Source organism: Paraburkholderia sp. RL18-101-BIB-B, from assembly GCF_046026985.1.
GTDB lineage: Bacteria > Pseudomonadota > Gammaproteobacteria > Burkholderiales > Burkholderiaceae > Paraburkholderia.
On sequence record NZ_JARESV010000015.1, the window covers coordinates 25185 to 48667 of the forward strand.

At 65.1% G+C, this 23483-nt stretch carries 21 protein-coding genes and 1 riboswitch; of the genes, 13 read left to right on the forward strand and 8 right to left on the reverse strand.

Annotated elements, in window-relative coordinates:
- Positions 1-5 precede the first annotated feature (5 nt).
- The 4 genes from cobJ to cobG are packed head-to-tail and all read right to left on the reverse strand — an operon-like array spanning position 6 to position 4526.
- A complete protein-coding gene (gene cobJ, locus P0D73_RS21645) occupies positions 6-1718 on the reverse strand; it encodes a precorrin-3B C(17)-methyltransferase (RefSeq protein ID WP_408432794.1) in 1713 nt (570 codons plus the stop codon).
- On the reverse strand, positions 1706-2437 hold the full coding sequence (locus P0D73_RS21650) for a precorrin-2 C(20)-methyltransferase (protein WP_408180969.1): 732 nt from the start codon (positions 2435-2437) through the stop codon (positions 1706-1708). The genes cobJ and P0D73_RS21650 overlap by 13 nt, the downstream gene beginning before the upstream one ends.
- The gene (locus tag P0D73_RS21655; protein ID WP_408180968.1) at positions 2438-3064 is read right to left on the reverse strand and encodes a precorrin-8X methylmutase; all 627 of its coding nucleotides are present in this window, start codon (positions 3062-3064) and stop codon (positions 2438-2440) included.
- Positions 3057-4526: a precorrin-3B synthase gene (cobG, locus tag P0D73_RS21660; protein WP_408432797.1), complete on the reverse strand. Its 1470-nt coding sequence runs from the start codon at positions 4524-4526 to the stop codon at positions 3057-3059. The genes P0D73_RS21655 and cobG overlap by 8 nt, the downstream gene beginning before the upstream one ends.
- Positions 4527-4610: 84 nt before the next feature.
- A riboswitch (cobalamin riboswitch) is annotated at positions 4611-4789 on the reverse strand.
- A gap of 84 nt (positions 4790-4873) precedes the next feature.
- Here cobG and cbiE point away from each other — a divergent pair.
- From cbiE to cobM, 4 genes are read left to right on the forward strand one after another with little or no spacing between them, the layout of a single operon-like run.
- Positions 4874-6298 carry a precorrin-6y C5,15-methyltransferase (decarboxylating) subunit CbiE gene (gene cbiE, locus P0D73_RS21665; RefSeq protein ID WP_408432799.1) on the forward strand — a complete coding sequence of 475 codons (1425 nt, stop codon included), beginning with the start codon at positions 4874-4876 and terminating at the stop codon, positions 6296-6298.
- Positions 6298-7395 (forward strand): cobalt-precorrin-5B (C(1))-methyltransferase, encoded by a 1098-nt coding sequence (locus P0D73_RS21670; protein WP_132377329.1) that lies wholly within the window; start codon positions 6298-6300, stop codon positions 7393-7395. Before cbiE ends, P0D73_RS21670 begins: the two co-directional genes overlap by 1 nt.
- Complete coding sequence (locus P0D73_RS21675) at positions 7392-8114, forward strand: cobalt-precorrin-6A reductase (RefSeq protein ID WP_408290696.1); 723 nt, start codon at positions 7392-7394, stop codon at positions 8112-8114. Before P0D73_RS21670 ends, P0D73_RS21675 begins: the two co-directional genes overlap by 4 nt.
- Before the next feature lie 46 nt (positions 8115-8160).
- Positions 8161-8886 carry a precorrin-4 C(11)-methyltransferase gene (gene cobM / locus P0D73_RS21680; RefSeq protein WP_408432801.1) on the forward strand — a complete coding sequence of 242 codons (726 nt, stop codon included), beginning with the start codon at positions 8161-8163 and terminating at the stop codon, positions 8884-8886.
- 84 nt (positions 8887-8970) lie between these two features.
- Here cobM and metE read toward each other — a convergent pair whose 3' ends face one another.
- Positions 8971-11265, reverse strand: a complete 2295-nt coding sequence (gene metE, locus P0D73_RS21685) for a 5-methyltetrahydropteroyltriglutamate--homocysteine S-methyltransferase (RefSeq protein ID WP_408314468.1) — start codon at positions 11263-11265, stop codon at positions 8971-8973.
- Between the two features lie 135 nt (positions 11266-11400).
- Here metE and P0D73_RS21690 point away from each other — a divergent pair, with 135 nt between their 5' ends.
- Positions 11401-12333, forward strand: a complete 933-nt coding sequence (locus P0D73_RS21690) for a LysR family transcriptional regulator (RefSeq protein ID WP_408314470.1) — start codon at positions 11401-11403, stop codon at positions 12331-12333.
- Positions 12334-12360: 27 nt separating this feature from the next.
- On the opposite strand, the gene P0D73_RS21695 is transcribed toward P0D73_RS21690, so the two are convergent.
- Both P0D73_RS21695 and speB read right to left on the reverse strand, forming a co-directional pair.
- Entirely contained in the window at positions 12361-13446 is a 1086-nt protein-coding gene (locus P0D73_RS21695; RefSeq protein WP_408314586.1) for a polyamine ABC transporter substrate-binding protein, read from the reverse strand.
- 61 nt (positions 13447-13507) lie between these two features.
- On the reverse strand, positions 13508-14485 hold the full coding sequence (gene speB, locus P0D73_RS21700) for an agmatinase (protein ID WP_408432803.1): 978 nt from the start codon (positions 14483-14485) through the stop codon (positions 13508-13510).
- A 178-nt stretch (positions 14486-14663) separates the two neighbouring features.
- Between speB and P0D73_RS21705 the strand changes: the two genes are divergently transcribed.
- The 3 genes from P0D73_RS21705 (at position 14664) to P0D73_RS21715 (ending at position 17688) form a co-directional block, all read left to right on the forward strand.
- Positions 14664-15551, forward strand: a complete 888-nt coding sequence (locus tag P0D73_RS21705; protein WP_408180960.1) for a LysR substrate-binding domain-containing protein — start codon at positions 14664-14666, stop codon at positions 15549-15551.
- Between the two features lie 116 nt (positions 15552-15667).
- Entirely contained in the window at positions 15668-16561 is an 894-nt protein-coding gene (locus P0D73_RS21710; RefSeq protein WP_408432805.1) for an AraC family transcriptional regulator, read from the forward strand.
- 2 nt (positions 16562-16563) lie between these two features.
- A complete protein-coding gene (locus tag P0D73_RS21715) occupies positions 16564-17688 on the forward strand; it encodes an alpha/beta hydrolase family protein (protein WP_408432807.1) in 1125 nt (374 codons plus the stop codon).
- A gap of 73 nt (positions 17689-17761) precedes the next feature.
- Here P0D73_RS21715 and P0D73_RS21720 read toward each other — a convergent pair whose 3' ends face one another.
- Complete coding sequence (locus P0D73_RS21720) at positions 17762-19255, reverse strand: MDR family MFS transporter (protein ID WP_408432809.1); 1494 nt, start codon at positions 19253-19255, stop codon at positions 17762-17764.
- Between the two features lie 215 nt (positions 19256-19470).
- On the opposite strand from P0D73_RS21720, the gene P0D73_RS21725 reads away from it, so the two are divergent.
- The 5 genes from P0D73_RS21725 (at position 19471) to P0D73_RS21745 (ending at position 23470) form a co-directional block, all read left to right on the forward strand.
- Positions 19471-19737 carry a DUF1488 family protein gene (locus tag P0D73_RS21725; protein ID WP_132377321.1) on the forward strand — a complete coding sequence of 89 codons (267 nt, stop codon included), beginning with the start codon at positions 19471-19473 and terminating at the stop codon, positions 19735-19737.
- 296 nt (positions 19738-20033) lie between these two features.
- A complete protein-coding gene (locus P0D73_RS21730; protein ID WP_408180956.1) occupies positions 20034-21185 on the forward strand; it encodes a porin in 1152 nt (383 codons plus the stop codon).
- A 145-nt stretch (positions 21186-21330) separates the two neighbouring features.
- Positions 21331-21639, forward strand: a complete 309-nt coding sequence (locus P0D73_RS21735) for a DUF4148 domain-containing protein (protein WP_132377319.1) — start codon at positions 21331-21333, stop codon at positions 21637-21639.
- 353 nt (positions 21640-21992) lie between these two features.
- Positions 21993-22628: a carbonic anhydrase gene (locus P0D73_RS21740; protein WP_408180955.1), complete on the forward strand. Its 636-nt coding sequence runs from the start codon at positions 21993-21995 to the stop codon at positions 22626-22628.
- 122 nt (positions 22629-22750) lie between these two features.
- A complete protein-coding gene (locus P0D73_RS21745; RefSeq protein WP_408180954.1) occupies positions 22751-23470 on the forward strand; it encodes a carbonic anhydrase in 720 nt (239 codons plus the stop codon).
- The last annotated feature ends 13 nt before the right edge of the window (positions 23471-23483 follow it).

Consider the following 23483-nt stretch of genomic DNA (forward strand, 5'->3'; position numbering starts at 1 on the left):
CCCACTCACTCATACCACCGAGGCGTATAAACCCATTCACGACCTTCGGCCACGTTGCCAAACCGCCGCGTCGTCGACGACCCCACGATCACCATCGTGCGCATATCCACATCGGACGAGCGCAGTTCGCCTAGCGTGATCGTCCTCAGCGTGCTGCCGGGTCGACCGATGTCTCGGCCCAGCACCACCTGAGTCTGCGCCGCACGATACTCCCGCACGATATCCAGCGCTTTATCCAGCTGCCACGGCCGTGAGCGCGAAATCGGGTTATAGAACGCCATCACCAGGTCCGCTTCGGCCGCATGCCTGAGGCGCTTTTCGATGATCGTCCAGGGCTTCAGATTATCGGACAGCGACAGCACGCAGAAGTCGTGACCCAACGGCGCACCTGCTTGCGCCGCCGTTGCCATCGCCGCCGATACACCTGGCACGATCACCAGTTCGACCGCCGCCCAATCCGCGTTATCCGACGACTCCAGCGCTTCGAGTACCGCCGCCGCCATCGCGAACACCCCCGGATCGCCCGAGGACACCATGACTACCGCGCGTCCCTCGCTCGCCAGTTCGAACGCATGCCGCGCGCGTTGCATTTCCTCGCGATTGTCCGTGCCGTGAACGCGCTGGTCGGCGCGCAACGGGCCGGCCATCTTTACGTAGGTGTCGTAGCCGAGAATATCGGTGGCAACGTTGAGCGCCGTGCGAGCGGCCGGCACCATCAGATCGGCGCTGCCGGGCCCGAGACCGATCACGGTCAGGCGGCCACGCTTGCGGCCGATCGTGTCCGCATCGATGGCGAGCGGCGCCAACGCCAGCGCGACGCCTGCAACTGCATCGTTGTGCAACGTCTCGTAGGGAATGCGCAGCGCGGCGTGCAGCAGGTTGGCAGGCGGCTCGCCATCTTCGGGGCGTGCCAGCGCGAAACGCAACGGCACGTCCAGGTTCGCCGCGGCTTCGGCAAGTGCCGGGTCCGCCATGCGATCAGAGGATGCCAGCAAGGCCGCGAGCGACAGCGGCGCGAGACCATGCGAGTCCAGTGCCTCGCGCACGCGCGCCACGATGTCGCCATCCACGCCCGTCACCGCCGCGACCACGCTGCGAGGATGAATCACCAGTTCATCCTCGCGTCCGTCCCATGCTCGCGGCGTCACGCGAATCGCAAGACGCGCCGAGGCGGAGCGGGGTAGTTGCGTGTCGTCGAGCCACGGCGCTTCGCCTTCGATGCGCGTGCTTTCGCCGGCCAGAAGGTCCGACACGAAGCGCTTGCCTTGGCCGATGTCGGCGAGCGTATAGCCGTCGGGCGGATTGAGCACGCAGGTGCCGAAACGCAATTCGCCGCTCGTCGTGATGGCGGCCGGCACGGCCAGCATCGCGGCAATTTCGCGCGCCATCAGGTTGACGCCGGCGAGACCGCCGAGCAGCGGCACGACCGCGCTGCCGTCTTCGGCAGCGGCCAGCACCGGCGGCTCGACGCCCTTGTTCGACAACGATGGCGCGAGGCAACGAATCACGATCCCTGTCGCGCACAACGCGACGATCGGCGTGCCGCGCGCATACAGTTCCCGCAGATGCGCGCCGAGTTCGTTATACGACACGTCCGCTTCGACGCGTCCTTGCAACGCATGCACCTGGCTGCCGGCATACAACGCCTGAATGCGCCGCGCCGTCGCCAACGCGCCCGTGCCGAGAATCACGATCGCGGGCGCGCTTATCCTTGCCATTTTTCCCCCGGCACCACGAGCAACGAGAAATACGGCGACGCCATCGGATCCACTTCGGCGAGCGGCACGATGCGTTGATTGCCCATCGTTGCGCGTTCGACGTAGAGCGCGCGGTCCGCGAGACCGAGTTCGCCGAGCACGCGCCGCACCTTGTCGAAGTTGCGGCCGAGTTTCATCACGACGGCGGCGTCGGCATCGGCGAGACGCCGGCGCAGTTCGTCTTCCGGCAACACGCCCGAGAGCACCGACAGGCTCTGGTTGCGATACACCAGCGGTGCGCCGAGCACGGCGGCGCCGCCGAGCATCGAGCAGACGCCGGGCACCACTTCACTTTCGTAGCGCGCCGCAAGGCGATCGTGCAGATACATGTACGAGCCGTAGAAGAACGGATCGCCCTCGCAGATCACCGCGACGTCGCGGCCCGCATCGAGGTGAGCGGCGACGACTTCCGCGGCGGTGTCGTAGAAGTCGGCGATGATCGCTTCATACGAAAGCGGCGGTTCGAGCGCCTCCGTCGTGACGGGATACACCAGCGGCAGATGCTGTTGCGCGTCGTGCAAATGCGCCTCGATGATGCTGAACGCGTTGCCTCTCTTGCCCTTGGCGACGAAGTACGCGACCACCGGCGACGCCTTCAGCAAACGCAGCGCTTTCAGTGTGATGAGTTCCGGGTCGCCGGGGCCGACGCCGAGTCCGAACAAACGTCCTTGCGCCGTCATTTATTCGACCTCCGTGGCCAGCGCGTTCACCGCGGCTGCCGCCATCGCGCTGCCGCCGCGCCGGCCATGCACCACCACGTAGGGCACGCCGCGGCTGTCGTCCGCGAGCATGGCTTTGGATTCGGCCGCGCCGACAAAACCCACTGGAAAGCCGAGAATCAGCGCGGGTTTGGGCGCACCGGCGTCGAGCATATCGAGCAGATGAAAGAGGGCGGTCGGCGCATTGCCGATCACCACGACGCTGCCCCCCAGATGTGGCCGCCACAATTCGAGCGCCGCCGCCGAGCGTGTATTGCCGAGTTCGCGTGCGAGCGACGGCACGTCCGGATGCGCGAGCGTACAGATGACTTCGTTGTGCGCCGGCAGCCGCGCACGCGTGATGCCTTGCGCGACCATGCCGGCATCGCACAGGATCGGCGCGCCTTGCGCGAGCGCCGCGCGGCCCGCTGCGCCCGCGCCTGCGGACGATTGCAGATCGTCGATCACGTCGACCATGCCGCATGCGTGGATCACGCGCACCGCGAGTTTCTCGAGGTCGGCGGGAATGCGCGACAAGTCGGCCTCCGCGCGAATCGTCGCGAAGGATTGGCGATAGATCTCCTGACCGTCGCGAATGTAATCAAGCATCGGTGTCACTCCGGGCGAGGCGTTCGAGCATGTCGGCGGCCTGGCCGATCGTCAGTTGGCGCGCGACGCACTGGCCGAAACCGGGCTGGCCGTCGCGTCGATAAAGGTCATAGAGGCCGGGCGCCGCGGCGAGCAGCGTGTACGGCGCGCAATGCGCGGCGGCGCACGAGCGCGAGCAGCCGCTCAGATGCACGTCGACGTCCGCAGGCAGGCGGGCCGCGAGGCGCAGCGCGTCGGACTTGGTGTCGGCGAGGCCCTTCGCGCAGCCGCTCGATCCGGCGCAAGCGATCAGGCGCGTGATGGCTTGCGCGGGATCGCAGGCGAGACCGAGCGTGTTCAGACCGGACAGCACTGTCGGGACGGCGTGCGTGGCGATGTCGGGTAGCAGCACGCTTTGCCAGGGTGTTAGGCGAAGCGTGCCGTTGCCGTGCTGTTGCGAAAGTGTCGCGAGGCCGTTAAGGGTGTCGGCGTCGAGGCGTCCGAGCGACGGCTGGCCGCCGACGTGCCAGGTTTCGGGCACGCGTTGAGCGTGGGCGCCGAGGCGGAGGCTGGCGTCGGCCGGTGCAACGCGATGCCACTTGGCCAGCTTCGCGTTTTGCGTCAGTGGGAAGTCGAGATATCGCTGAGCGTGACTCAGTACAGCATTGACGGAATGCGCGGCTAGCAGATGGCGCATGCGCGTGGCGTCGGCGGAAGCGAGGTCGAGGAATGTGAGGAGCAGCGCGCGGACTAGTGCGGTGACTTGCGAAGGAAGTATCGCGGCTAATGCGCCTGTGCCGTCTGCGCGGGGCTTTTCCGGTGTGATGCGCTCGTTGTGTGCTAAAAAGCCAGCAGACTCGCTAACAGGCGGACAACCCGCCAACCCGAACACGAGCCGCACGCCATCCGCCTCTTGCGATACCGCCAGCCACACATCGTGCGGATGATCCACTCTCGCGAGCCGCTCGCCGCCGTCCAGCAGCAGCGCGAATTTCGGCGATAGCGCCGCGAAACGCGCTTCGCTTTGCAGCATCGTGAGCAACTCGGCGCATAGCGGGCGCGTGTCGAACAGGGCGAACGGATCGCGTCCGGCAGCGGGGCTGATCATTACGTTGCGCACGTCGTCGGCTGCGGCTGCGGCGAGTACGTCCGCAGCGCTCCCCGCGCCGGTCGCCGGCATCGGCCCGAGACCCGCATCGACCAAAGCCGCAATCAACGCCGCCTCGTCACCGCGCTTCACCCCACGCACCTGCACATTCGCCCGATTGGTCAGCTCGATCACCCCGGCCGCGTACCGTACGCTGGCCTGCGCGATCGCCCGAGCCTGCGCCGCGCTCAACTCGCCACCGGGCAACTTGATCCGGCAAATCCCGCCATCGCGCGCGGCGACGATGCGCAGCAGCCCCGGACACGCCGAGGGCCGCAGCGTGAGAGCCGCGTCGGACAAAACGGTGGAAGGCGAAGCTTGATTCAAGACGGACACCGGGTTTAGCGTCGCGCGACGGCCCGAGCATGCCGTGAGGCGGGCATTGCTGCGGCATCGGTACACCCCGCCCGATGTTGGCTGGCACGAACAGTCTCGCCGGCAGGTCTCCTGGCTGGCAGGTCGTGGTCCACCGCGGCCTTCCCGGTCGAACCAGTGGCGTGGAGCGCAGGCGGACTCGCTGCATACAGTTGCGGGGGCAGCCACAGCGGCACTGTGTTCCCTCTTCGGCCCCGAAGGGCACCGGCGGCTGTATTATGCCTTTTTTCGAACAGCACAACGAGGCTGGACGCTTTGATCGGCGTGGCACAGCGCATTATTTGAAGACACAGAATGAGGATGGATGCATGCCGGCGTGGCTGACGGTGGTGGGCATAGGCGACGACGGCTTCGCCGGTTTGGGAAGGCCCGCGCGGCGTGCTTTGCTGGAGGCATCAGTGGTGTACGGCGGCGAACGCCATCTGGCGATGCTGCCCGCGCGCTTCGCCGCGCGCCGTGCCGCGTGGCCGCGTCCGTTCGATCTCGCGCCGCTGCTCGCCGAGCGCGGTGGCGCCGTGTGCGTGCTGGCGAGCGGCGACCCGATGCTGTTCGGCGTCGGCGCGACGCTCGCGCGGCAATTGCCGGCGGGGGAGTTGCGGGTGCTGCCCGCGCCGTCGTCGCTGTCGCTCGCGGCCGCTCGCCTCGGCTGGCCGTTGCAGGACGTCGCGACGGTGTCGCTGGTGGGCCGGCCGTTGCCCACGCTGAACGCGCATCTGCACGACGGCGCGCGCCTGTTCGTGCTGAGCGCGGACGGCCGCACGCCCGCAGCGCTCGCGGAACTACTGAATGCACGCGGTTTCGGGGCGACCCGCATGAGCGTGCTGGAACACCTGGGCGGCGAGTTGGAACGGCGCATCGACGGCCGCGCGGATCAGTGGTCCGCGGGCGAGGTGGCCGCGCTGAACCTGATCGCGCTCGACTGCCGTGCCACCGAAGGCGCGCCGCGTCTGCCGCTGACCTGCGGTTTGCCCGACGACGCCTTTCGCCACGACGGCCAGTTGACCAAGCGGGACGTGCGCGCGATCACGCTCGCGCGCCTCGCGCCGACGCCGGGCGAATTGCTGTGGGACGTGGGCGCGGGCAGCGGCTCGATCGGCATCGAATGGATGCGCGCGCATGCCACCTGCCGCGCGATCGCTATTGAAGGACACGCGGAGCGGCAACGCTTTATCGAACACAATCGCGACGCGTTGGGCGTGCCGGGACTGCAACTCGTGGCGGGCCGCGCACCTGAAGCGCTGCAGGGGTTGCCGGTGCCGGACGCCGTGTTCATCGGCGGCGGCGCGACGGCGCCGGGCGTGCTGGAGGCTTGCTGGGCCAGTCTGCGCGAAGGCGGCCGGCTGGTCGCCAATGCGGTCACGTTGCAAGGCGAGGCGGCGTTGGCGGCATGGCGCGAGCGGCATGGCGGGACGTTGACGCGGATCGCGTTGGCGGATGCGCAACCGCTCGGCGGTTTCGACACGTGGCGGCAGGCGTTGCCGATTACGCTGTTGGAGGTGACGAAGCCGGTCGGGGGCGGGGACGTGAACGCCGCTGGAACCGCTAACGCGATTGACGCCGCGACTGCCGAGAGTTTCACGAACGCTACCAACGTTAAGACCGGCACGAACGCCAAGAACGACGCGAACGCCAAGAGTGCCACGAACGCCGTGAGCTCCACGAGTGTCACGAACGAAGCGAAAGCTACGAAAGGCACAATCACCACCAACACCGACTTACCGCAAAAACCCTGATGCGCGAAGAAACGCCCGAACACCCCGCGCCGCTGCGTAGCGGCTACACGACCGGCAGTTGCGCCACCGCGACGTCGCTGGCGGCGGCGCGCCTGTTGCTCGCGGGTGTCGTCAGCGAGGTCGCGGAGATCGTGTTGCCGAAGGGCCAGCATGTGCCGATGCCGCTGGTGTTCTGCCGCCTGATCGACAACGGCAGCGGCGGTGCCGAAGCCGGCACCGTCAAGGACGCCGGCGACGATCCCGACGTCACGCACGGCGCGGTCGTCTTCGCTCGCGTGCGCCTCGTCGCCGAACCGGGCGTGATATTTCGCGCGGGGCCGGGCGTCGGCACGGTGACGCGCGCGGGATTGACGCTGCCGGTCGGCGAACCCGCCATCAACCCGGTGCCGCGCAGAATGATGACCGAGCATCTCGCCGAACTCGCGGCGGAGCATGCGTATGGCGGCGGCTTCGAAGTGACGATCGGCGTGGAAGGCGGCGAAGCGCTCGCGCTGAAAACGATGAACCCGCGCCTCGGCATTCTCGGCGGGTTGTCGATTCTCGGCACCACCGGCATCGTGCGGCCTTTCTCCTGCTCGGCGTATATCGCGTCGATCCATCAGGGTATCGACGTCGCGCGCGCGAACGGCTACACGCATCTCGCCGCCTGCACCGGCAACGCGAGCGAGGACGCAATGCGCGCGCATTACGGCCTGCCGGATATCGCATTGATCGAAATGGGCGACTTCGTCGGCGCGGTGCTCAAGCATATGAAGCGTGCGCCCGTCGAGCGCCTGAGCGTGTGCGGCGGCTTCGGCAAGCTCAGCAAGCTGGCGGCGGGGCATCTCGACCTGCATAGCCGCAATTCGAGCATCGACCTCGAACGGCTCGCGCAATGGGCCGCCGAACAGGGTGCCGACGACGCGCTTCAGGCTGCGATCCGCGCGGCCAACACAAGTCAGCAGGCGGTTGCGCTGGCGCGCGCGCAGCAGGTGCCGCTCGGCGATATCGTCTGCCGGCATGCGCTGGCGGTGGCGCGCGAGATCGTGCCGCCGCAGGTCAACGTCGAAATGTTCGCGATCGACCGCCAGGGCTTGCTGATCGGAGCCGCGCAATGAAGCGGATTCTGCTGCTCGGCGGCACCGGCGACGCGCTGCGGATCGCGCGGCAACTCGGCGCTGATCACGTGTATAGTCTCGCCGGCCTCGGCAAGGTGCCGGACGATCTGGCGTGCACGGTGCGCGTGGGCGGCTTCGGCGGCAGCGAAGGCATGGCACGCTACATCGAAAGCGAAGGCATTGGTCTCGTGATCGACGCGACACATCCCTATGCCGCGCAGATCAGCGCGAATGCGGCGCAGGCGAGCCGCGCCATGCGCGTGCCGTATTGGGCGCTCCGCCGCCCGGCCTGGCAGCCGCAAGCCGGCGACGACTGGCGCATGGTCGGCAACTGGAACGAGCTCACGGATGCGCTCGCGCCGTTCAGAAAGCCGCTCTTCACGCTCGGCCGCGAGCCGCTCGCGCATCTCGACGAGATTCCCCCGCATCAGTTCTGGATCGTGCGTTGTCTCGAAGCACACGCAGACACACCGCGTGCGCGGATACTCGCGGCGCGTGGTCCGTTCACGCTCGAAGGCGAGCGCGCGTTGTTCGCGCTGCAAGCATTCGACGTGGTCGTCAGTAAAAACAGTGGCGGCAACGCAACCGAGGCGAAACTCGAAGTCGCGCGTGAACGCGGTTTGCCAGTTGTGATGCTGCGCCGACCTGAGTTGCCGGCGGCGGAGCGGGAATTCGAAAGCGTTTCAGATCTGCTCGACGCGCTGCAAGCCGCAGCCTGAATCGTGCATGCATGCCATGCGGCCTCAACGAATCATGGAGTAGTGAATGACGGTGTTTTTTATCGGTGCGGGTCCAGGCGACCCGGAACTGATCACGGTAAAAGGGCAGCGCCTCGTGCGCAGCTGTCCGGTGATCCTGTACGCGGGTTCGCTCGTGCCGGCCGCGGTGCTTGAAGGTCACGCGGCGCAGCAGGTCGTCAACACCGCCGAGCTCGACCTCGATCAGATCATCGCGTTGCTCGCGGCCGCGCATGCCAAAGGCCAGGATGTGGCGCGCGTGCATTCCGGCGATCCGTCCTTGTACGGCGCGATCGGCGAACAGATCCGCAGACTGCGCGAACTGAAGATTCCCTACGAGATCGTGCCGGGTGTCACCGCTACGGCGGCAAGCGCGGCGGCGCTGGGTTGCGAACTCACGCTGCCCGACGTTTCGCAGACGCTGATCCTCACGCGCTTCGCGAGCAAAACCAGCATGCCCGAAGGCGAACAGCTGGCCGACCTCGCCCGTCATCGCGCGACGATGGCGATTCACCTCGGCGTGCGGCACCTTGCGCGCATCGTCGACGAATTGCGGCCGCATTACGGCGGCGCGTGTCCGATCGCTGTGATCTATCGCGCGAGCTGGCCGGACGAGGAGAGGATCACCGGCACGCTCGACGACATCGTCAGCAAGGTGCAGTCGACATCCATCGAGCGGACCGCGTTGATTCTGGTCGGACAGGTGCTCGCCGCGGAAGGCTTCGCGGACTCGACGCTGTACGCGAAAGACTGAACCTGTCTACGTGAAAAAACCCATCCGCGCGACACGAAACAACGCACGGATGGGCGACCAACGCCAGATCAACGGCTGATCCTCTTAAGCCGTCAATGCATCCGGCTGCCTCGCCGCCAGCTTCGCACGCAATGCCTTGGCGGCCCGAACCATATTCGTCAGCGCCGCTTCCGTTTCCGGCCAGCCGCGCGTCTTCAGCCCGCAATCCGGATTGACCCACAGGCGTTCGGCCGGAATCACTTCGCACGCGCGTTCCAGCAGACGTTGCATGGCTTGCGCGTCCGGCACGCGCGGCGAGTGGATATCGTAGACACCCGGGCCGATTTCGTTCGGATAAGCGAAGGCGCCGAAGCCGTCGAGCAGTTCCATCGCCGAGCGCGAGGTTTCGATGGTGATCACGTCGGCATCCATCGCGGCTATCGACGGCAGTATGTCGTTGAACTCCGAATAGCACATATGCGTATGAATCTGCGTTTGATCGGCGACGCCCGCTGCGGAAATGCGGAACACACGCGTGGCCCATTCCAGATAGGCGGCCCAATCGGCTCGACGCAACGGCAAGCCTTCGCGGAAAGCCGGTTCGTCGATCTGGATGATGCGAATGCCGGCCTTTTCCAGATCCACGACCTCGTCGCGGATCGCGAGCGCGAGTTGCAGTGCGGTGCTCGAGCGCGGCTGGTCGTCACGCACGAACGACCATTGCAGCATCGTCACCGGGCCGGTCAGCATGCCTTTCATCAGACGCTGCGTGAGCGATTGCGCGTAACGCGTGGTCTCGACCGTCATCGGTTCGGGACGGTAGACATCGCCGTAGATGATCGGCGGTTTCACGCAGCGCGAGCCGTAGCTCTGCACCCAGCCGTTTTCCGTGAACGCATAGCCCCACAACTGTTCGCCGAAATATTCGACCATGTCGTTGCGTTCGGCTTCGCCATGCACCAGCACGTCGAGACCTAACTCTTCCTGTTTGCGAACGGCGATCTCGATCTCGGCGCGCATGCGCTGCAGATAGTCGAGCGCGCGCAGTTCGCCGCGTTTGTAAGCGGCACGCGCCTGGCGGATCGCCGGCGTTTGCGGGAACGAGCCGATCGTGGTGGTCGGCAGGAGCGGCAGACCGAGCGCTTCGCGCTGCAGACGAATGCGTTCGGCAAACGGGCTTTGCCGGTCGGCCATCGCACTGCTCACCGCGGCCACGCGTTTTTGCACGAACGCGTTGACCACCGCGCTGGAGTGGCGGCGCGCTTCGAGCGCGCGGTCAGTGGCGGCGAGCGTCGCTTCGGCTGCCGCGGGATCGCGCAAGGCGAGGGCGAGCGTGGCGACTTCGTCGAGTTTCTCGGTGGCGAAGGCGAGCCAGGATTTCAGATCGGCGTCGAGTTTCTTTTCCGCGTCGAGCGAGACCGGCACATGCAGCAACGAGCACGACGACGAAACCCACAGCCGTTCGCCAAATTCCGCATGCAATGCCTGCAACGATTCGACGATCTCGCCGAGATCCGCGCGCCAGATATTGCGGCCATCGATCACACCGGCCGACAACACCGCGTGCGCGGGCAAGGCCGCGCGCCACGCGTCGAGTTGCTGCGGGGCGCGCACCAGGTCGAGATGCACGCCGGCGACCGGCAGCGCGGCCACACGCGGCGCGTGCTCCGCGGCGCTTTCGAAGTACGTGGCCAGCAGCACTTTCACACCCGACGTGCCGAGCACGTCATAGGCGGCGGAAAACGCGTCGAGCCATTCAGCGGGCAGATCGACGCACAAGGCCGGCTCGTCCAACTGCACCCATTCGATGCCGCGCTGCTTGAGCTTGTCCAGCAGACGGCTGTAGCGGATCACGAGCTTCGGCAGCAACGACAAACGGTCGAAACCGGCGACATGGCTCTTCGACAGCCACAGGTAAGTGATCGGCCCGATCAGCACCGGCTTGACCGGCAGATTCAGCGCGAGCGCTTCATCGATCTCCTCGAACAGCCACTCGACGCCGCCGTCGAAACTCGTCTGCGGGCCCAGTTCGGGGACGAGGTAGTGGTAGTTCGTGTCGAACCATTTGGTCATTTCCATCGCCGGTTGCGCGGCGTTGCCGCGCGCGAGCTCGTAGTACTGCGCGAGCGACAGCGCCTTCGGATCGAAGCCGAACCGCTGCGGCAATGCGCCGAGCAGCGCGCTCAGATTGAGCATCTGGTCGTAGTAGGCGAAGTCGCCGACGGTGACGAAATCCAGCCTGGCATCCTGCTGCAATTGCCAATGACGGGCGCGCAGTTCGCGCGCGACGCCACGCAGATACTGTTCGTCGGATTCGCCGCGCCAGAACGATTCCTGCGCGAATTTCAGTTCGCGCTGCGCGCCGATGCGGGGAAAGCCGGGAATATGCGTGCGGGCCATGTGAAGTCCTGTTGTACGTTGTGTGAATTGGCGCCCAGTGTGAAAGTCACGCTATGATTCATCAAGCGACATGTTTTCACCAATGTATGAGCCAGATTCATATCCAACCTGATTCGTTTAACGCGGAGCCATCCCATGCTTGAGCTTCGCCACTTGCGTTCGCTGATTGCCATTGCCGATTCGGGCAAGCTGGTGGCGGCCGCCGAGCGCGTGCATCTGAGCCAGTCGGCGCTGTCACATCAGATTCGCGATATCGAGGCGCACTACGAGGTGTCGCTGTTCGAGCGCACCAAACAGGGCTTGCGCTTTACCGCCGCCGGCGAGCGGCTGCTGGCGCTCGGCCGCGAGACGATCGCGGCGGTGAGTGCGGCGGAGCGCGATCTCGTGCGTCTGAAGGGCGACACGCGCGGCGAGTTGCGCATCGTGCTGGAATGCCACACCTGCTTCGACTGGCTGATGCCGGTGATGGACGAGTTCCGCCGGCGCTGGCCGGAAGTCGAAGTGGATCTGGTCGCCGGCTTCCACGCTGACCCGTTGCGCTTGCTGAGCGACGGCAAGGCCGATGTGGTGATCGGCTCGAAACCGGCCACGCGGCGCAGCCTGCATATCGCGCCGCTATTCCGCTTCGAGATCCTGGTGGTGATGGCCAACGAGCATCGGCTGCGCAACAAGCGTCGCGTGGTGTCGGACGATCTGCGCGACGAGACGTTGATTACCTATCCGGTGCCCGAGGCGCGCATCGATCTGATTCGCCAGGTGCTGGAGCCGGCCGGTATCAAACTCGAACGACGCACGGCGGAGCTGACCATCGCCATCATGCAACTGGTAGCGAGCCGCCGCGGGATCGCGGCGCTGCCGAACTGGGGCGTGAAAAATTACGTCGACCACGATTACGTGCTGGCCAAACGCGTGGGCACACAGGGACTGTGGAGCGAGCTGTACGCGGTGGCCGCGAAAGGCTTCGCGAGCCGGCCTTATTTCGATGATTTCGTCACGATCGTGCGCGATACCTGCGCGGCGCAACTCGACGGCATCGAGTTGCTAACGGCGGAAGGCCAGCCGGCCTGACGGCCGCCCGGTTACTTCAGCGGTACATCACGAACCCGATTTCAGCTGCGCCCACAAGCGGCCTTCCAGACGCTTGATCTGCGCGGGCAAGGGCTTGAGCAGAAACAACGTTTTCAGCACGGGCTCAGGCGGATACACGGTCGGGTCGTTGAGAATTTCCGGCCGCACGAATTTGCGCGCGGCGGCATCCGCGTTCGGATAGAACACGGTGTTGGTAATGTCGGCGTGCACTTCGGGGCGCTCGATATAGTTGATCCAGTCGAGCGCCGCTTCGGGGTGCGGCGCATCTTTCGGGATCGCCATCATGTCGAACCAGACCGGCGCGCCGCCTTGCGGAATGAAGTACTTGACCTCGTAACTCTTGCCGGCTTCGCGCGCGCGATGGCTCGCCATCGAAACATCGCCCGACCAGCTCAGTGCGAAGCAGACGTCGTCGCCGGCCAGGTCGTTGATGTAGCTCGTCGCGTTGAACTGCGTGATATACGGGCGAATCCTTTTCAGCGCGTCGTACGCGGCCTGATAGTCGGCGGGATTCTCGCTGTTCGGGTCGCGGCCGAGATAGTGCAGCGTGACCGCGAACACATCGGACGGCGCATCGAGCACAGAGACGCCGCAACTCTTCAGCTTGCTCAGGTACTCGGGCTTGAACAGGATGTCCCAGTTATCGAGCGGCAGCTCGCTGCCGAGAATCTTTTTCACGCGGGTGACGTTGTAGCCGAGCCCCGTTGTGCCCCACGCCCACGGCACCGCGTACTGATTGCCGGGGTCCGCGTCGGCGACGAGCTTCAGCAGGTTGCGGTCGAGGTTCGTCAGATTCGGCAGCTTCGATTTGTCGAGCTTCTGATAGATGCCGGCTTCGATCTGCTTCGCGAGAAAGTTCGAGGTCGGCACCACGACGTCATAGCCGGTGGATCCGGTCAGCAGTTTGGCCTGCAGGGTTTCGTCGCCGTCGTACACGTCGTAACGCACATGAATGCCCGACTCTTTCTCGAAGTTCGGCACGGTGTCTTTCGCGATGTAGTCCGCCCAGTTGTACAGGTTGAGCTGTTTTTCGTCGGCGTGCGAGGCGGCGCTGAATGCACCGAGCAGCAAGGCGGCCAGAAGCGGTTTCATCGTGGTGCGGGGCATGGTGGGTCATCTCATCCGGAAAGGGTTCAACGGGGCGAGGGCGCGCCTATTGACGCGCGAGGCGTTGCAGCTTCTGATTGCGCATCAGGCACAGCATGTCCGCGGCGAGATGCGCCGCGGCGAGCGCGGTCACGTCGCTGTGGTCGTACGGCGGCGACACTTCCACCACGTCCGCGCCGATCAGATTCACGGCGCCCAGGGCGCGCACGATCTCCAGCGCCTGCGCCGAACTCAGGCCACCTGCCACCGGTGTACCCGTGCCGGGCGCGAAGGCGGGATCGAGACAGTCGATGTCGAAGGTGAGGTAAGTGGGCGCACTGCCGACGACGGACAGCACTTCGTCGATCGTCGCTTGCGTGCCGTTGCGATGGACCCACGGCGCGTCGAGAATGCGCACGCCCATGAAGTCGTCGTTCCGGGTGCGAATGCCGATCTGCACCGAACGCGCGGGATCGATCAGCCCTTCGCGGATCGCCTTGTAGAACATCGTGCCGTGGTTCAGCGAATCGGGGTTGTCGTCCGGCCAGGTGTCGCAATGCGCATCGAAATGGATCAGGCTCAGCGGCTTGCCGTATTTCTCGGCGTGCGCGACCAGCAGCGGATACGTGATGTAGTGGTCGCCGCCGAACGTCAGCATGCGCGTGCCGGTGGCGAGAATGCCGCGGGCGTGTGCGATGATCGCGTCGCGAATGCCCAGCGGGTTGTGCGCGTCGAACCAGCAGTCGCCGTAGTCGACCACGTTTAGATGGTCGAAAGGATCGACGCCCCACGGAAACGCGCCGAGTTCCGCCAGTTGTACCGAGGCGGCGCGCACGCCCGCCGGACCGAAGCGCGTGCCGGGGCGGAAGGTCGTGGCGAGATCGAGCGGAATGCCCGACACGGCCACATCCACGCCGCTGAGGTCGCGCGAGTAGGGGCGGCGCATGAAGGACAGCACGCCCGCGTAGGTTGGAGCGGCAGGCTGGCCGCCGTCCTGGCCGGGGCTTTTCAGATACGGGTGCGGCGCGTTCAGATTCAGGGTCATGCGGAGTAATCCAATCGGTTTTATGGGGTGCCCATCACACCAATATTTCTCATATCTGCAGAACCGCAATTACGAGGGATGGGCAACTGGGTCTATGATTGCGGGGAAAAATTCCGCCGAAAAGCGAAGAATCTTGCTGGAAGTATCGAAATATCTAATATCTGACCCTGACCGAACGATGCGCAGACTTCCGCCCTTGCAAGCCTTGCTCGCCTTCGACGCCGCCGCGCGGCTCGGCAGCTTCACGCGCGCCGCGCAGGAACTGGCGCTGACGCAATCGGCGATCAGCCATCAGATCCAGCAACTCGAGGAGTGGACCGGGCAGCCGCTGTTTCGCCGGATCGGCCGCGGCGTGGCGCTGACGGCCGCCGGCACGCTGTACGCGCAAACCGTGGCGACGGCGCTCGCCACGCTTGCCGACGGGCGCGATCGCATCGAGCCGTACGGCAATCCGGATTCGGTGATTCTGGTGTGCGCGCCACAATTCGCTTCAGGCTGGCTGATGCCGCGCATGGGCGCGTTCGCCGAGGCCTTGCCCAATCTGGAGCTCTGGCTCGTGACCGGCGAGGAAGTCAACGAGATCGATCGTGTGGATGTCGACCTGGTGGTGTCGGCGAAGGCGATCCGTACGCCCGAAGTCGTGTGCGAGCCGTTGCTCGAAGAAGCGGCCGTGGCGATCTGCGGACCGATGACGGCGCGCCGTCTGCGCGACGCGCCGTTTCCCGGGGTGCTGACGCAGGCGCCGTTGCTGGTTCACGAGGCGCATCCCGAATGGGCGCCGTGGCTGCCCGAACTGAAGCGCGGCGGCTTGCGCACACGCCGGGCGATGACGGTCAGCGATCCACGTTTTCTCGTAGCCGCTGCGGAACAGGAAGCGGGCATCGCGATGGTGTCGCGACTCGACGCGGGCGACGCGCTGACAAGCGGCCGCGTCGAAGTCCTGCCGCAAGTGCCGGGCTTCGCGCTCGCGCCGCTCTTTTTGATGCGCTCCGCGCAGCCGGCGCGCTCGGCCGCGGTGGATGCGGTTCATGCGTGGATGATGGCGCAATGCCGCGCCGGAGCTTGACCGAACGGGCTGCCGACCCGAACGGGAATGAGTGTGAAACATCACATGGCACGCGCCGCCTAAAATTTCGCAAGCTCTGCACCGTCTTGCGGCAGCGACGCCGCTATCCTAGCGCCATGATGAAGCCCAGCACCGAACGTGACTACCGCCGACGGATCGCCCGCGTGGTCGAGGCGATTCTGCTCGAACCCGGCGCGCACCACACGCTGGAGAGCCTCGCCGCGGTGGCGCATCTGTCGCCGTTTCATTTTCATCGCGTCTACCGCGCGCTGACGGGCGAAAGCGTCGTGGAGACCGTGCAACGCCTGCGGCTTGCGCAAGCGGCGCAACGGTTGACCGATGCCGCCGCGTCGGTCACCACGGTCGCGCACGATGCCGGCTACAACAGCCCGCAGGCTTTCGCGCGGGCGTTTCGCGGCTTCACCGGTGTTTCGCCGAGCGAGTTCAAGGCGCGCCAGAAACGTCTGGCGGCGCCATGCACGGGCAGGTCGGCGGACGCACCGCTCGCCGCGTCACGGAGCAACGTCCCGGTTCCGGCGTTGCCTGCCGTCGAACTCACGGAGATCGCGCCGTTCGACGTGCTCAGTCTTCGGCATGACGGGCCGGTCGCGACCATCGGCCAGACCTTTCGCTCGCTCATGACGATGCTGCATTGCGACGAAAACGCGGCGATGGATCAGCGCGTGGGCATCTGCGTGCGCGATCCCGCGGTAAAGGACAGCTTCAGCTATCGCGCGGCGATTGTCACGGGGCCGCATGCCGTGGCCGTCGAGATGGACGACGCCGTCGAACCCTTGCGGCTCGAAGGCGGACTGTATGCGGTGCATCGGCTGATCGGCCCGTATGCGCTGATCTCACCGACCTTTCGCGCACTTTACGGCGGCTGGCTGCCGCAAAGCGGCTTTCTGCGCGACCGGCGTCCCGCGCTCGAGTTGTATCGCAGTCCACTGGTCGCCGGTTTGCAGCAGACGTGCGTGACCGACCTGATGATTCCAATCCGCAAGGACTGACCATGTTTCGTGTGAGTTGTGCCGTCATCGCCAGGCTGGCGTGTGCGGCGGCGTTGTGCTGGGCGGGTGCCGCGTCGGCGGATCAGGCCGACTTGCATGTGGGCGAGACGACGCGGGTGTTTCATCCCGCCGTAGCCCGCAATTGGCGCGGGGCGAAGACCGAGGCGCTGGTGACGCGCATCTGGTATCCGGTCGATACGTCGGTGCCGCAGACGCCGCGCGAGATCGGCGCGCCCGGTCATCCGATCTTTCGCGGCTACGCCGCCGCCGACGATGCACCGCTGTCCACCGCGCGCACAAGCTACTCGCTGCTGGTGCTCTCGCACGGCACGGGCGGCACCGCGGACAGTCTCGACTGGCTGGCCGCGGCGCTCGCCGCGCAAGGCTATATCGTGGCCGGCGCCAATCACCCGGGTAACACCGCGGCGGCGCCGCTGACCCGCGACGGCTTCATGCTCTGGTGGGAGCGCGCCACCGACGCGAGCGAAGTGCTCGACGGCGTGCTCGCCGATCCGATGCTCGGCCCGCATGTGGACCGCGAGCGGATCGGCGCGGTGGGGTTCTCGCTGGGCGGTTACACGGTGCTCGAACTGGCGGGCGCGCGGACCAATCTGCAGGCGTTCGAGCGCTTCTGCACGTCACCCCAGGCCGACGCCATCTGCCATCCACCAGAAGCGGTGCGGATCAGCGACGCATCGGGCGCGGCGCCCTTGACGCTCGACGATCTTTCGCCGGAAACCAAGGCGTCGCGCGCTCGGTCCGGCGCATCGTATCGCGATCCACGCGTTAAAGCCGTGTTCACCATTGCGCCCGCGCTCGGTGAAGCCTTCGACAGCGCCTCGTTCGCCGACGTGACGATTCCAGTCTCGCTGCTCGCGGGCGAGGCCGACGTCACCGCGCCCGTGGCCACCAACATTCACCGCATCGCGGGCTTGATGCCCAATGCGCATGTCGAGATGGTGCCGGGCGCGTCGCACTACACATTCCTGGATACGTGTCTCGCCGATGTGGTCGCGCATCTCGCGGGCATCTGCGAGCACGGGCCGGGCGTCGATCGTGATGCGGTGCATGCGCTGGCTGCTGATCGTGCGATCCGCTTTTTCGCGGCGACGTTGCCCGCGCGCTGACGCTAGCAACAGCGCCGTCGCGCTATCGAACCGAGCGTGGCAGCGCGCTGCGGCGCCGCGCTCACCACGCATTTCAATCTTCCAGCGGCGACAACGCCTCGAGCGGCATCTTCTTCTCCGCCCCGATGCTGATCGACGGCACGAACAACAGCAGCGCGACCACGAAGATCGCGATGACGAAGAGCGAGATGAACGTGAGGTGCAGCGACTGATGCAGTACCGCGCGGATCATGTCGCTCTCGCCGAGATTGACGGCCTGATTCTGCAGCAGCGCCCTCAACTGATCCGAGGTGACCACGGCCGCGCCATTCGAATGACTAAGCCCGAAGTTGAGCACCGCGCCGAACAGCGTCGCGCCCAACGTGCTGCCGAGATTGCGCGAGAAGAGGTTCGACGCGGTGGCGCTGCCGCGCTCGTCCATGCCGACGATCTCCTGAATCAGCACCAGCGAACTGACGCTCGACGTGCCCATGCCGAAGCCCATGATGAGCGAACCGAACGCGGCGACGAGCGGCGAGCCGCCGGGCGACAGGAACAGCAGCAGCACCGCGCCGAGCGGAATGAACGTGCTGCCGCCGATCAGAATGCGCCGCAAGCCGAGGCGATGAAACGACTTCGCTGCGAACGTGGCGCCGGTCGGCCAGCCCACCATCATCATCGTCAACGCAAGGCCGGCGATCACCGGCGAGCGATGCAGCACGCCCTGCACGTACATTGGCAGGAACGTGGTGGCGCCCATCAGGATCATGCCGGACAGCAAGGTCGAGCCGTTGCAGGCGGCGATCGGCCGGCGGCTCCACAGCGCGAAGGAGATCATCGGTTCAGCCGCGCGGCGCTCCTGCCACACGAACAGCAGCACGCACAGCACGAAGGCTCCGCCCGCCATCGAGGCTTGCGCGACCTGGTCGTCGCCGGCGTAAGTGAGCGCCATCATGAGCGCGGCGATTGCCGCCATGAACAGCGCCGCGCCGCCGAAATCGATCGAAGGGCGCGCATGCCGTTCCGATTCGCGCAGGAACGCGATGAAGCCGGCCGCGGAGGCGAGTCCGATCGGCACGTTCATCCAGAAGATCCAGGCCCACGACATGTTGTGAATGATGAAGCCGCCGACCATCGGACCCACCACCGCGGAAATTGCCCAGACGCTCGCGAGATAGCCTTGCACCTTGCCACGTTCGCGCGCGGGATAGAGGTCGGCGACGATGGTCAGCGTGACCGGCTGGATCGCGCCCGCGCCGACGCCCTGAATCAGACGGAACGCGATCATCGCCGGCATCGACCAGGCAAAGCCGGCCAGCACCGAGCCGATCAGAAAGATCGCGATGCCGGCCAGCACGATCGGCTTGCGGCCATACAGGTCGGCGAGTTTGCCGAAGACCACGGTCATCGCGGTCTGGGTGAGCAGGAACGACGAGAAGACCCAGCTATACAGATGCAGATCGCCGAGTTGCGCGACGATCTGAGGCATGGCGGTGGAAACGATGGTGGCTTCGATGGCGACCATCGCCATGGACGCCATCACGGCGGCAATGACGAGAGGACGCGACGATTGCGGGTTGCGGGACATGGGCCAGGAGTTAGTATTAGGATATAAGGCACGTCGGGCGGCGTGGCCATAAGCGGGCACACCGTGACGCATCAGCACGACCGTACGAGGACGGCCGGTGTCGAGTATGCACCCTGCTGAGAATGTGCGCTGACCCTGGGCGGCCTTGCGGACCACGCCGCCTTGGCACAGCGTTTGCGCGTTCGAAGCTTTCTTTCGACAAATGGAGGGTCATCATGAGGATCGAATTCACCGGACGCCGTGAAGTCGTAGCAGCGGCACGCGTCGCCTTCGAAGCCAATGTCGACGGGGCCGACGTCTGGTGTAGCGTGTCGCTGGATGCGCTGAACGACCATTTCGGCAACGACGGCCCATCGGCCCACAACCTTGTCAATACCTTCGAGGCGAATCGCACGCGGATTGAAAACGCTACACGCCGGGTCCTCGAAAAAAACGGGGGACAGTCCGTGGAACTCGAGACTGGCGATTTCAACAGGGCCTGAGCGGCCCGGTTTCTGATTGACGATGAGTCCGGCGCGCGCGCCGGGCTCGCAAGCCACTCGACGGTTGTTGTTCACACGCAACCCGTTCACTTCGCGCACACCCATCGCCGCGCGTCTTTACCTTCCAAAACACCTCGTCAAAGCGCAGCGCATCGCGATTGCTGCGTTTAGATGACCGATTCTTCCAGATTCCATAAAGGACTGCTCCAGGCCACGGGCATTCGTTTTCGAATGCCCGCGTTTCTATACTCGCGTCGCTGTTCAACCTGACATTTCAGCTACGCAGGAGCATTGACGTGAAAAAGATTTCCGCCGCGGTCGCGGCGTTCGCAGGACTCGCCGCCGCCACCGCGCATGCGCAAAGTTCGGTCACGCTGTACGGCCTCATCGACGCCGGCGTGATGTACACCAACAACGTGAAGAAGGGCAACTCGCAGGGTCCGCTGGTTCAGGCGACGAGCGGCAACATCAACGGCAGCCGCTTCGGCTTGCGCGGCGCCGAGGATCTCGGCGGCGGAATGCAGGCGATCTTCGTGCTGGAGAACGGCTACAACGTGCAGAACGGCAAGCTCGGCCAGAATAACCGGCTGTTCGGCCGTCAGGCATTCGTCGGCTTGAGCAGCAAGCAGTACGGCACGTTCACGCTCGGCCGCCAGTACGACTCACTGGTCGACTTCGTCGCGCCGCTCTCGGGCACGGCGGGCACCTTCGGCGATACCGGGTTCGCGCATCCGTTCGACAACGACAATCTGAACCACTCTGTGCGCATGAGCAACGCCGTGAAATACACGAGCGCGAATTATGCCGGTCTGAAGTTCGGCGGGATGTATGCGTTTTCGAACAACACGGACTTTGCGGTCAATCGTGCCTATAGCGCCGGCGTGAGCTATGCCAACGGTCCGTTCAAGGCGGCTGCAGGCTATTTGCAGATCAACGGTTCGAACTCGACTACCAATACGGCCGGCGCGGTCGATCTCGGCGAATCCGCGGCCAACGGCACGGGCGGCTTCCAGCTCGGCGCCGATGTGCAACGCACTGCCGGCGCCGCGTTGAGCTATGGCTTCGGTCCCGTGACGGCCGGCTTCGTCTATACGCATAGCCAGTTCCAGAACACCGCGTCGTTCGGCGCCACGCATGGTTCGATGCGCTTCGACAACTACGAGGTGAACGGCAAGTACACCGTGACGCCGGCGCTGAGTCTCGGCGCGGCCTACACGTATACGAACGCGCATGTGGGCGGCACGTCGAGCTTCGGCTCCGAGCCGAAATGGAATCAGGTGAACCTGCAGGCCGTCTATGCGCTGTCGCTGCGCACCGACGTGTATGCCGAAGCGATGTACCAGCACGTGAGCGGCAAGGGCTACACCGCGTTTATCAACACGGCGGGCGGCGCGTCGTCGACGGGCAATCAGGTGGTCGGCACGGTGGGGATCCGCACGCGCTTCTAAGCGTGATTTCTCCAGATTCAGGAACAATCCCTTCGACGGGCGGCCATTATTCTCTGAGGAATCGGCGCCTATATTGAGTTCACTGGTTGCACGGAGAGTGATTCGAAGTGTCGCTGACCATCAATTCCCGGAGGTTGTTTCCATCATGAAGTCCCTGATCAAGGCCGTCGTTATCGTTGCATCGCTGGCTGCTTCGGCCACCGTATTCGCCCAATCGAATTCCCGCATCACGCGCGAGCAGGTGCGCGCGGAACTGGTTCAACTGCAACAGGCCGGCTATCACGTCGGCGACGGCGATCAGACGCGTTATCCGGAAGCGATTCAGGCCGCGCAAGCGCGCGTCGCCGCGCGCAACGGCGAGACCAGCGGTTATGGCGGCAGCGTGGTGGGTTCGTCGCAAAGTGGCCGCCCGGCTGTGTCCGCAGCGGACTGGAACGCAATGTATAGCCGTTGATTCGACGGGCCCGACGTAGTGTGTGTTGGGCCACGTTGGAAAGGACTCTTCCAGCGCGGCGTATAGATAGGCTTCGTCGGTATCGGTAAAGTAGTCATGCACGCACGGTTTCCGGTGTGCGAGCGAGAGAGTTGGCCCCGGCTGGTAACAGCCGGGGCTTTTTTTTGTTGCGCTTCAGTGAGGCATGAAGATGTCGTGATGAAGGCGCCTCGTTGCTGCTCGCGCCTGCAGGTTCGTCGAGTTCGTGGTTGCGGCTGCGGTATAGTCGCGCGAATAGATCGCCTGCGTGCTCCCGGCTTTCGTATTGTCGCGGGCACCGCAGGCTCATTCTTTGATTTATCTGGAGAACAACCGTGCAGGAAATCATCGAAGGCTTCATCCGCTTTCAACGAGAAGTCTTTCCGCAGCAGAGCGCATTGTTCAAGCGTTTGTCGATGGCGCAAAGTCCCAGTACGCTTTTCGTGACGTGCTCGGACAGCCGTGTCGTGCCGGAGCTGCTGACGCAGACCGAGCCGGGTTCGCTGTTCGTGATCCGCAATGCGGGCAACATCGTGCCGTCTTATGGTCCGGAGCCGGGCGGCGTGTCGGCGACCGTCGAGTACGCGGTGGCTGTATTGGGTGTTCGCGATATCGTGATTTGCGGCCACTCGAATTGCGGCGCGATGACGGCGATCTCGACGTGCAAAAACCTCGACCATCTGCCGGCGGTGGCGGGTTGGCTGCGTCACGCGGATGCGGCCAAGGCCATCAACGCATCACGCACTTACCATTCGGACGCGGAGTGTCTCGAAGCCCTGGTCAAAGACAACGTGATTGCGCAACTTGCGAACATTCGCACGCATCCGTCGGTGGCAGTCGGGCTCGCGAACAAAACGCTGCGGCTGCACGGCTGGATCTTCGATATCGAAAGCGGTGCGATGCTCGCGCTCGACGGATCTACCGGCAAGTTTTTGCCGCTGGCGGACAACCCGGACATTTACGCCGTCTAACTTGATTGATGTTTGAACGTGAGAGGCGCACGATGAGGCGTCGCGTGCGCGACCAACTTTCACGGCTCATGCCCGTTCGAACGGCACCGCTGGGGCGTTGCTCATGACATAGGAGGCGAGCCATGTGGGGCCGTCATCTGTCTTCCCCCATGCGGCGCAATCTGCTGCTGGCTGGTGCGTCGTCGATCACGCTGGCGGGTTTGTCGCGGCACGTTGCCGTGGCGGCGCAGCCCGCGTCCGGCAATGCGCCGAATTCGATTCCACCTGCTGAAGCGCTCGACCGCCTGATGCAGGGCAACGCCCGCTACGCCGCGAATACCCCTTCAAACAAGGACTATTCCGCTGACCGCGCGGCGCGTGTCTCGGCGCAGTATCCGATTGCCGCCATCGTCGGCTGCGCGGATTCGCGGGTCGCGCCGGAGCTCGCCTTCGATCAGGGGCCGGGCGATCTGTTCGTGGTGCGCGTGGCAGGCAATTTCGTCAACGACGATATTCTCGCGAGCCTCGAGTATGGCGTCGAGATTCTCGGCGTGCCGCTTATCATGGTGCTCGGGCACACGCAGTGTGGCGCGGTAACCGCCACGGTCAAGGCGCTGAAGGACGGAACGCGTTTGCCCGGCCATCTGCCGGAACTGGTCCGTGCGCTCAAACCCGCCGTGCAATTGGCGAAAGTGGGCCACGGCGAGGATCTCGTCGAGCAAGCCACGATCGAAAACGTCAAGTTGAATACCAACCGGCTGATCGTATCCAGACCGCTCATCGGGCCATACGTGAAGAGCGGCAGGGTCAAGATTGTCGGCGGCGTTTACGATCTGGCGACGGGCAAGGTCACGCTGCTCTGACTCGCTTCTCGCT

Excerpts from the sequence above, each read along its gene's own strand:
- cobM (WP_408432801.1), top strand. The coding sequence starts at position 8,161 with ATGACGGTGTTTTTTATCGGTGCGGGTCCAGGCGACCCGGAACTGATC.
- P0D73_RS21710 (WP_408432805.1), top strand. The coding sequence starts at position 15,668 with ATGATGAAGCCCAGCACCGAACGTGACTACCGCCGACGGATCGCCCGC.
- P0D73_RS21705 (WP_408180960.1), top strand. The coding sequence starts at position 14,664 with ATGCGCAGACTTCCGCCCTTGCAAGCCTTGCTCGCCTTCGACGCCGCC.
- P0D73_RS21675 (WP_408290696.1), top strand. The coding sequence starts at position 7,392 with ATGAAGCGGATTCTGCTGCTCGGCGGCACCGGCGACGCGCTGCGGATC.
- P0D73_RS21695 (WP_408314586.1), bottom strand. The coding sequence starts at position 13,446 with ATGAAACCGCTTCTGGCCGCCTTGCTGCTCGGTGCATTCAGCGCCGCC.
- P0D73_RS21650 (WP_408180969.1), bottom strand. The coding sequence starts at position 2,437 with ATGACGGCGCAAGGACGTTTGTTCGGACTCGGCGTCGGCCCCGGCGAC.
- P0D73_RS21720 (WP_408432809.1), bottom strand. The coding sequence starts at position 19,255 with ATGTCCCGCAACCCGCAATCGTCGCGTCCTCTCGTCATTGCCGCCGTG.
- P0D73_RS21655 (WP_408180968.1), bottom strand. The coding sequence starts at position 3,064 with ATGCTTGATTACATTCGCGACGGTCAGGAGATCTATCGCCAATCCTTC.
- cbiE (WP_408432799.1), top strand. The coding sequence starts at position 4,874 with ATGCCGGCGTGGCTGACGGTGGTGGGCATAGGCGACGACGGCTTCGCC.
- P0D73_RS21745 (WP_408180954.1), top strand. The coding sequence starts at position 22,751 with ATGTGGGGCCGTCATCTGTCTTCCCCCATGCGGCGCAATCTGCTGCTG.
- speB (WP_408432803.1), bottom strand. The coding sequence starts at position 14,485 with ATGACCCTGAATCTGAACGCGCCGCACCCGTATCTGAAAAGCCCCGGC.
- P0D73_RS21725 (WP_132377321.1), top strand. The coding sequence starts at position 19,471 with ATGAGGATCGAATTCACCGGACGCCGTGAAGTCGTAGCAGCGGCACGC.
- P0D73_RS21670 (WP_132377329.1), top strand. The coding sequence starts at position 6,298 with ATGCGCGAAGAAACGCCCGAACACCCCGCGCCGCTGCGTAGCGGCTAC.
- metE (WP_408314468.1), bottom strand. The coding sequence starts at position 11,265 with ATGGCCCGCACGCATATTCCCGGCTTTCCCCGCATCGGCGCGCAGCGC.
- cobJ (WP_408432794.1), bottom strand. The coding sequence starts at position 1,718 with ATGGCAAGGATAAGCGCGCCCGCGATCGTGATTCTCGGCACGGGCGCG.
- P0D73_RS21690 (WP_408314470.1), top strand. The coding sequence starts at position 11,401 with ATGCTTGAGCTTCGCCACTTGCGTTCGCTGATTGCCATTGCCGATTCG.
- P0D73_RS21715 (WP_408432807.1), top strand. The coding sequence starts at position 16,564 with ATGTTTCGTGTGAGTTGTGCCGTCATCGCCAGGCTGGCGTGTGCGGCG.
- P0D73_RS21735 (WP_132377319.1), top strand. The coding sequence starts at position 21,331 with ATGAAGTCCCTGATCAAGGCCGTCGTTATCGTTGCATCGCTGGCTGCT.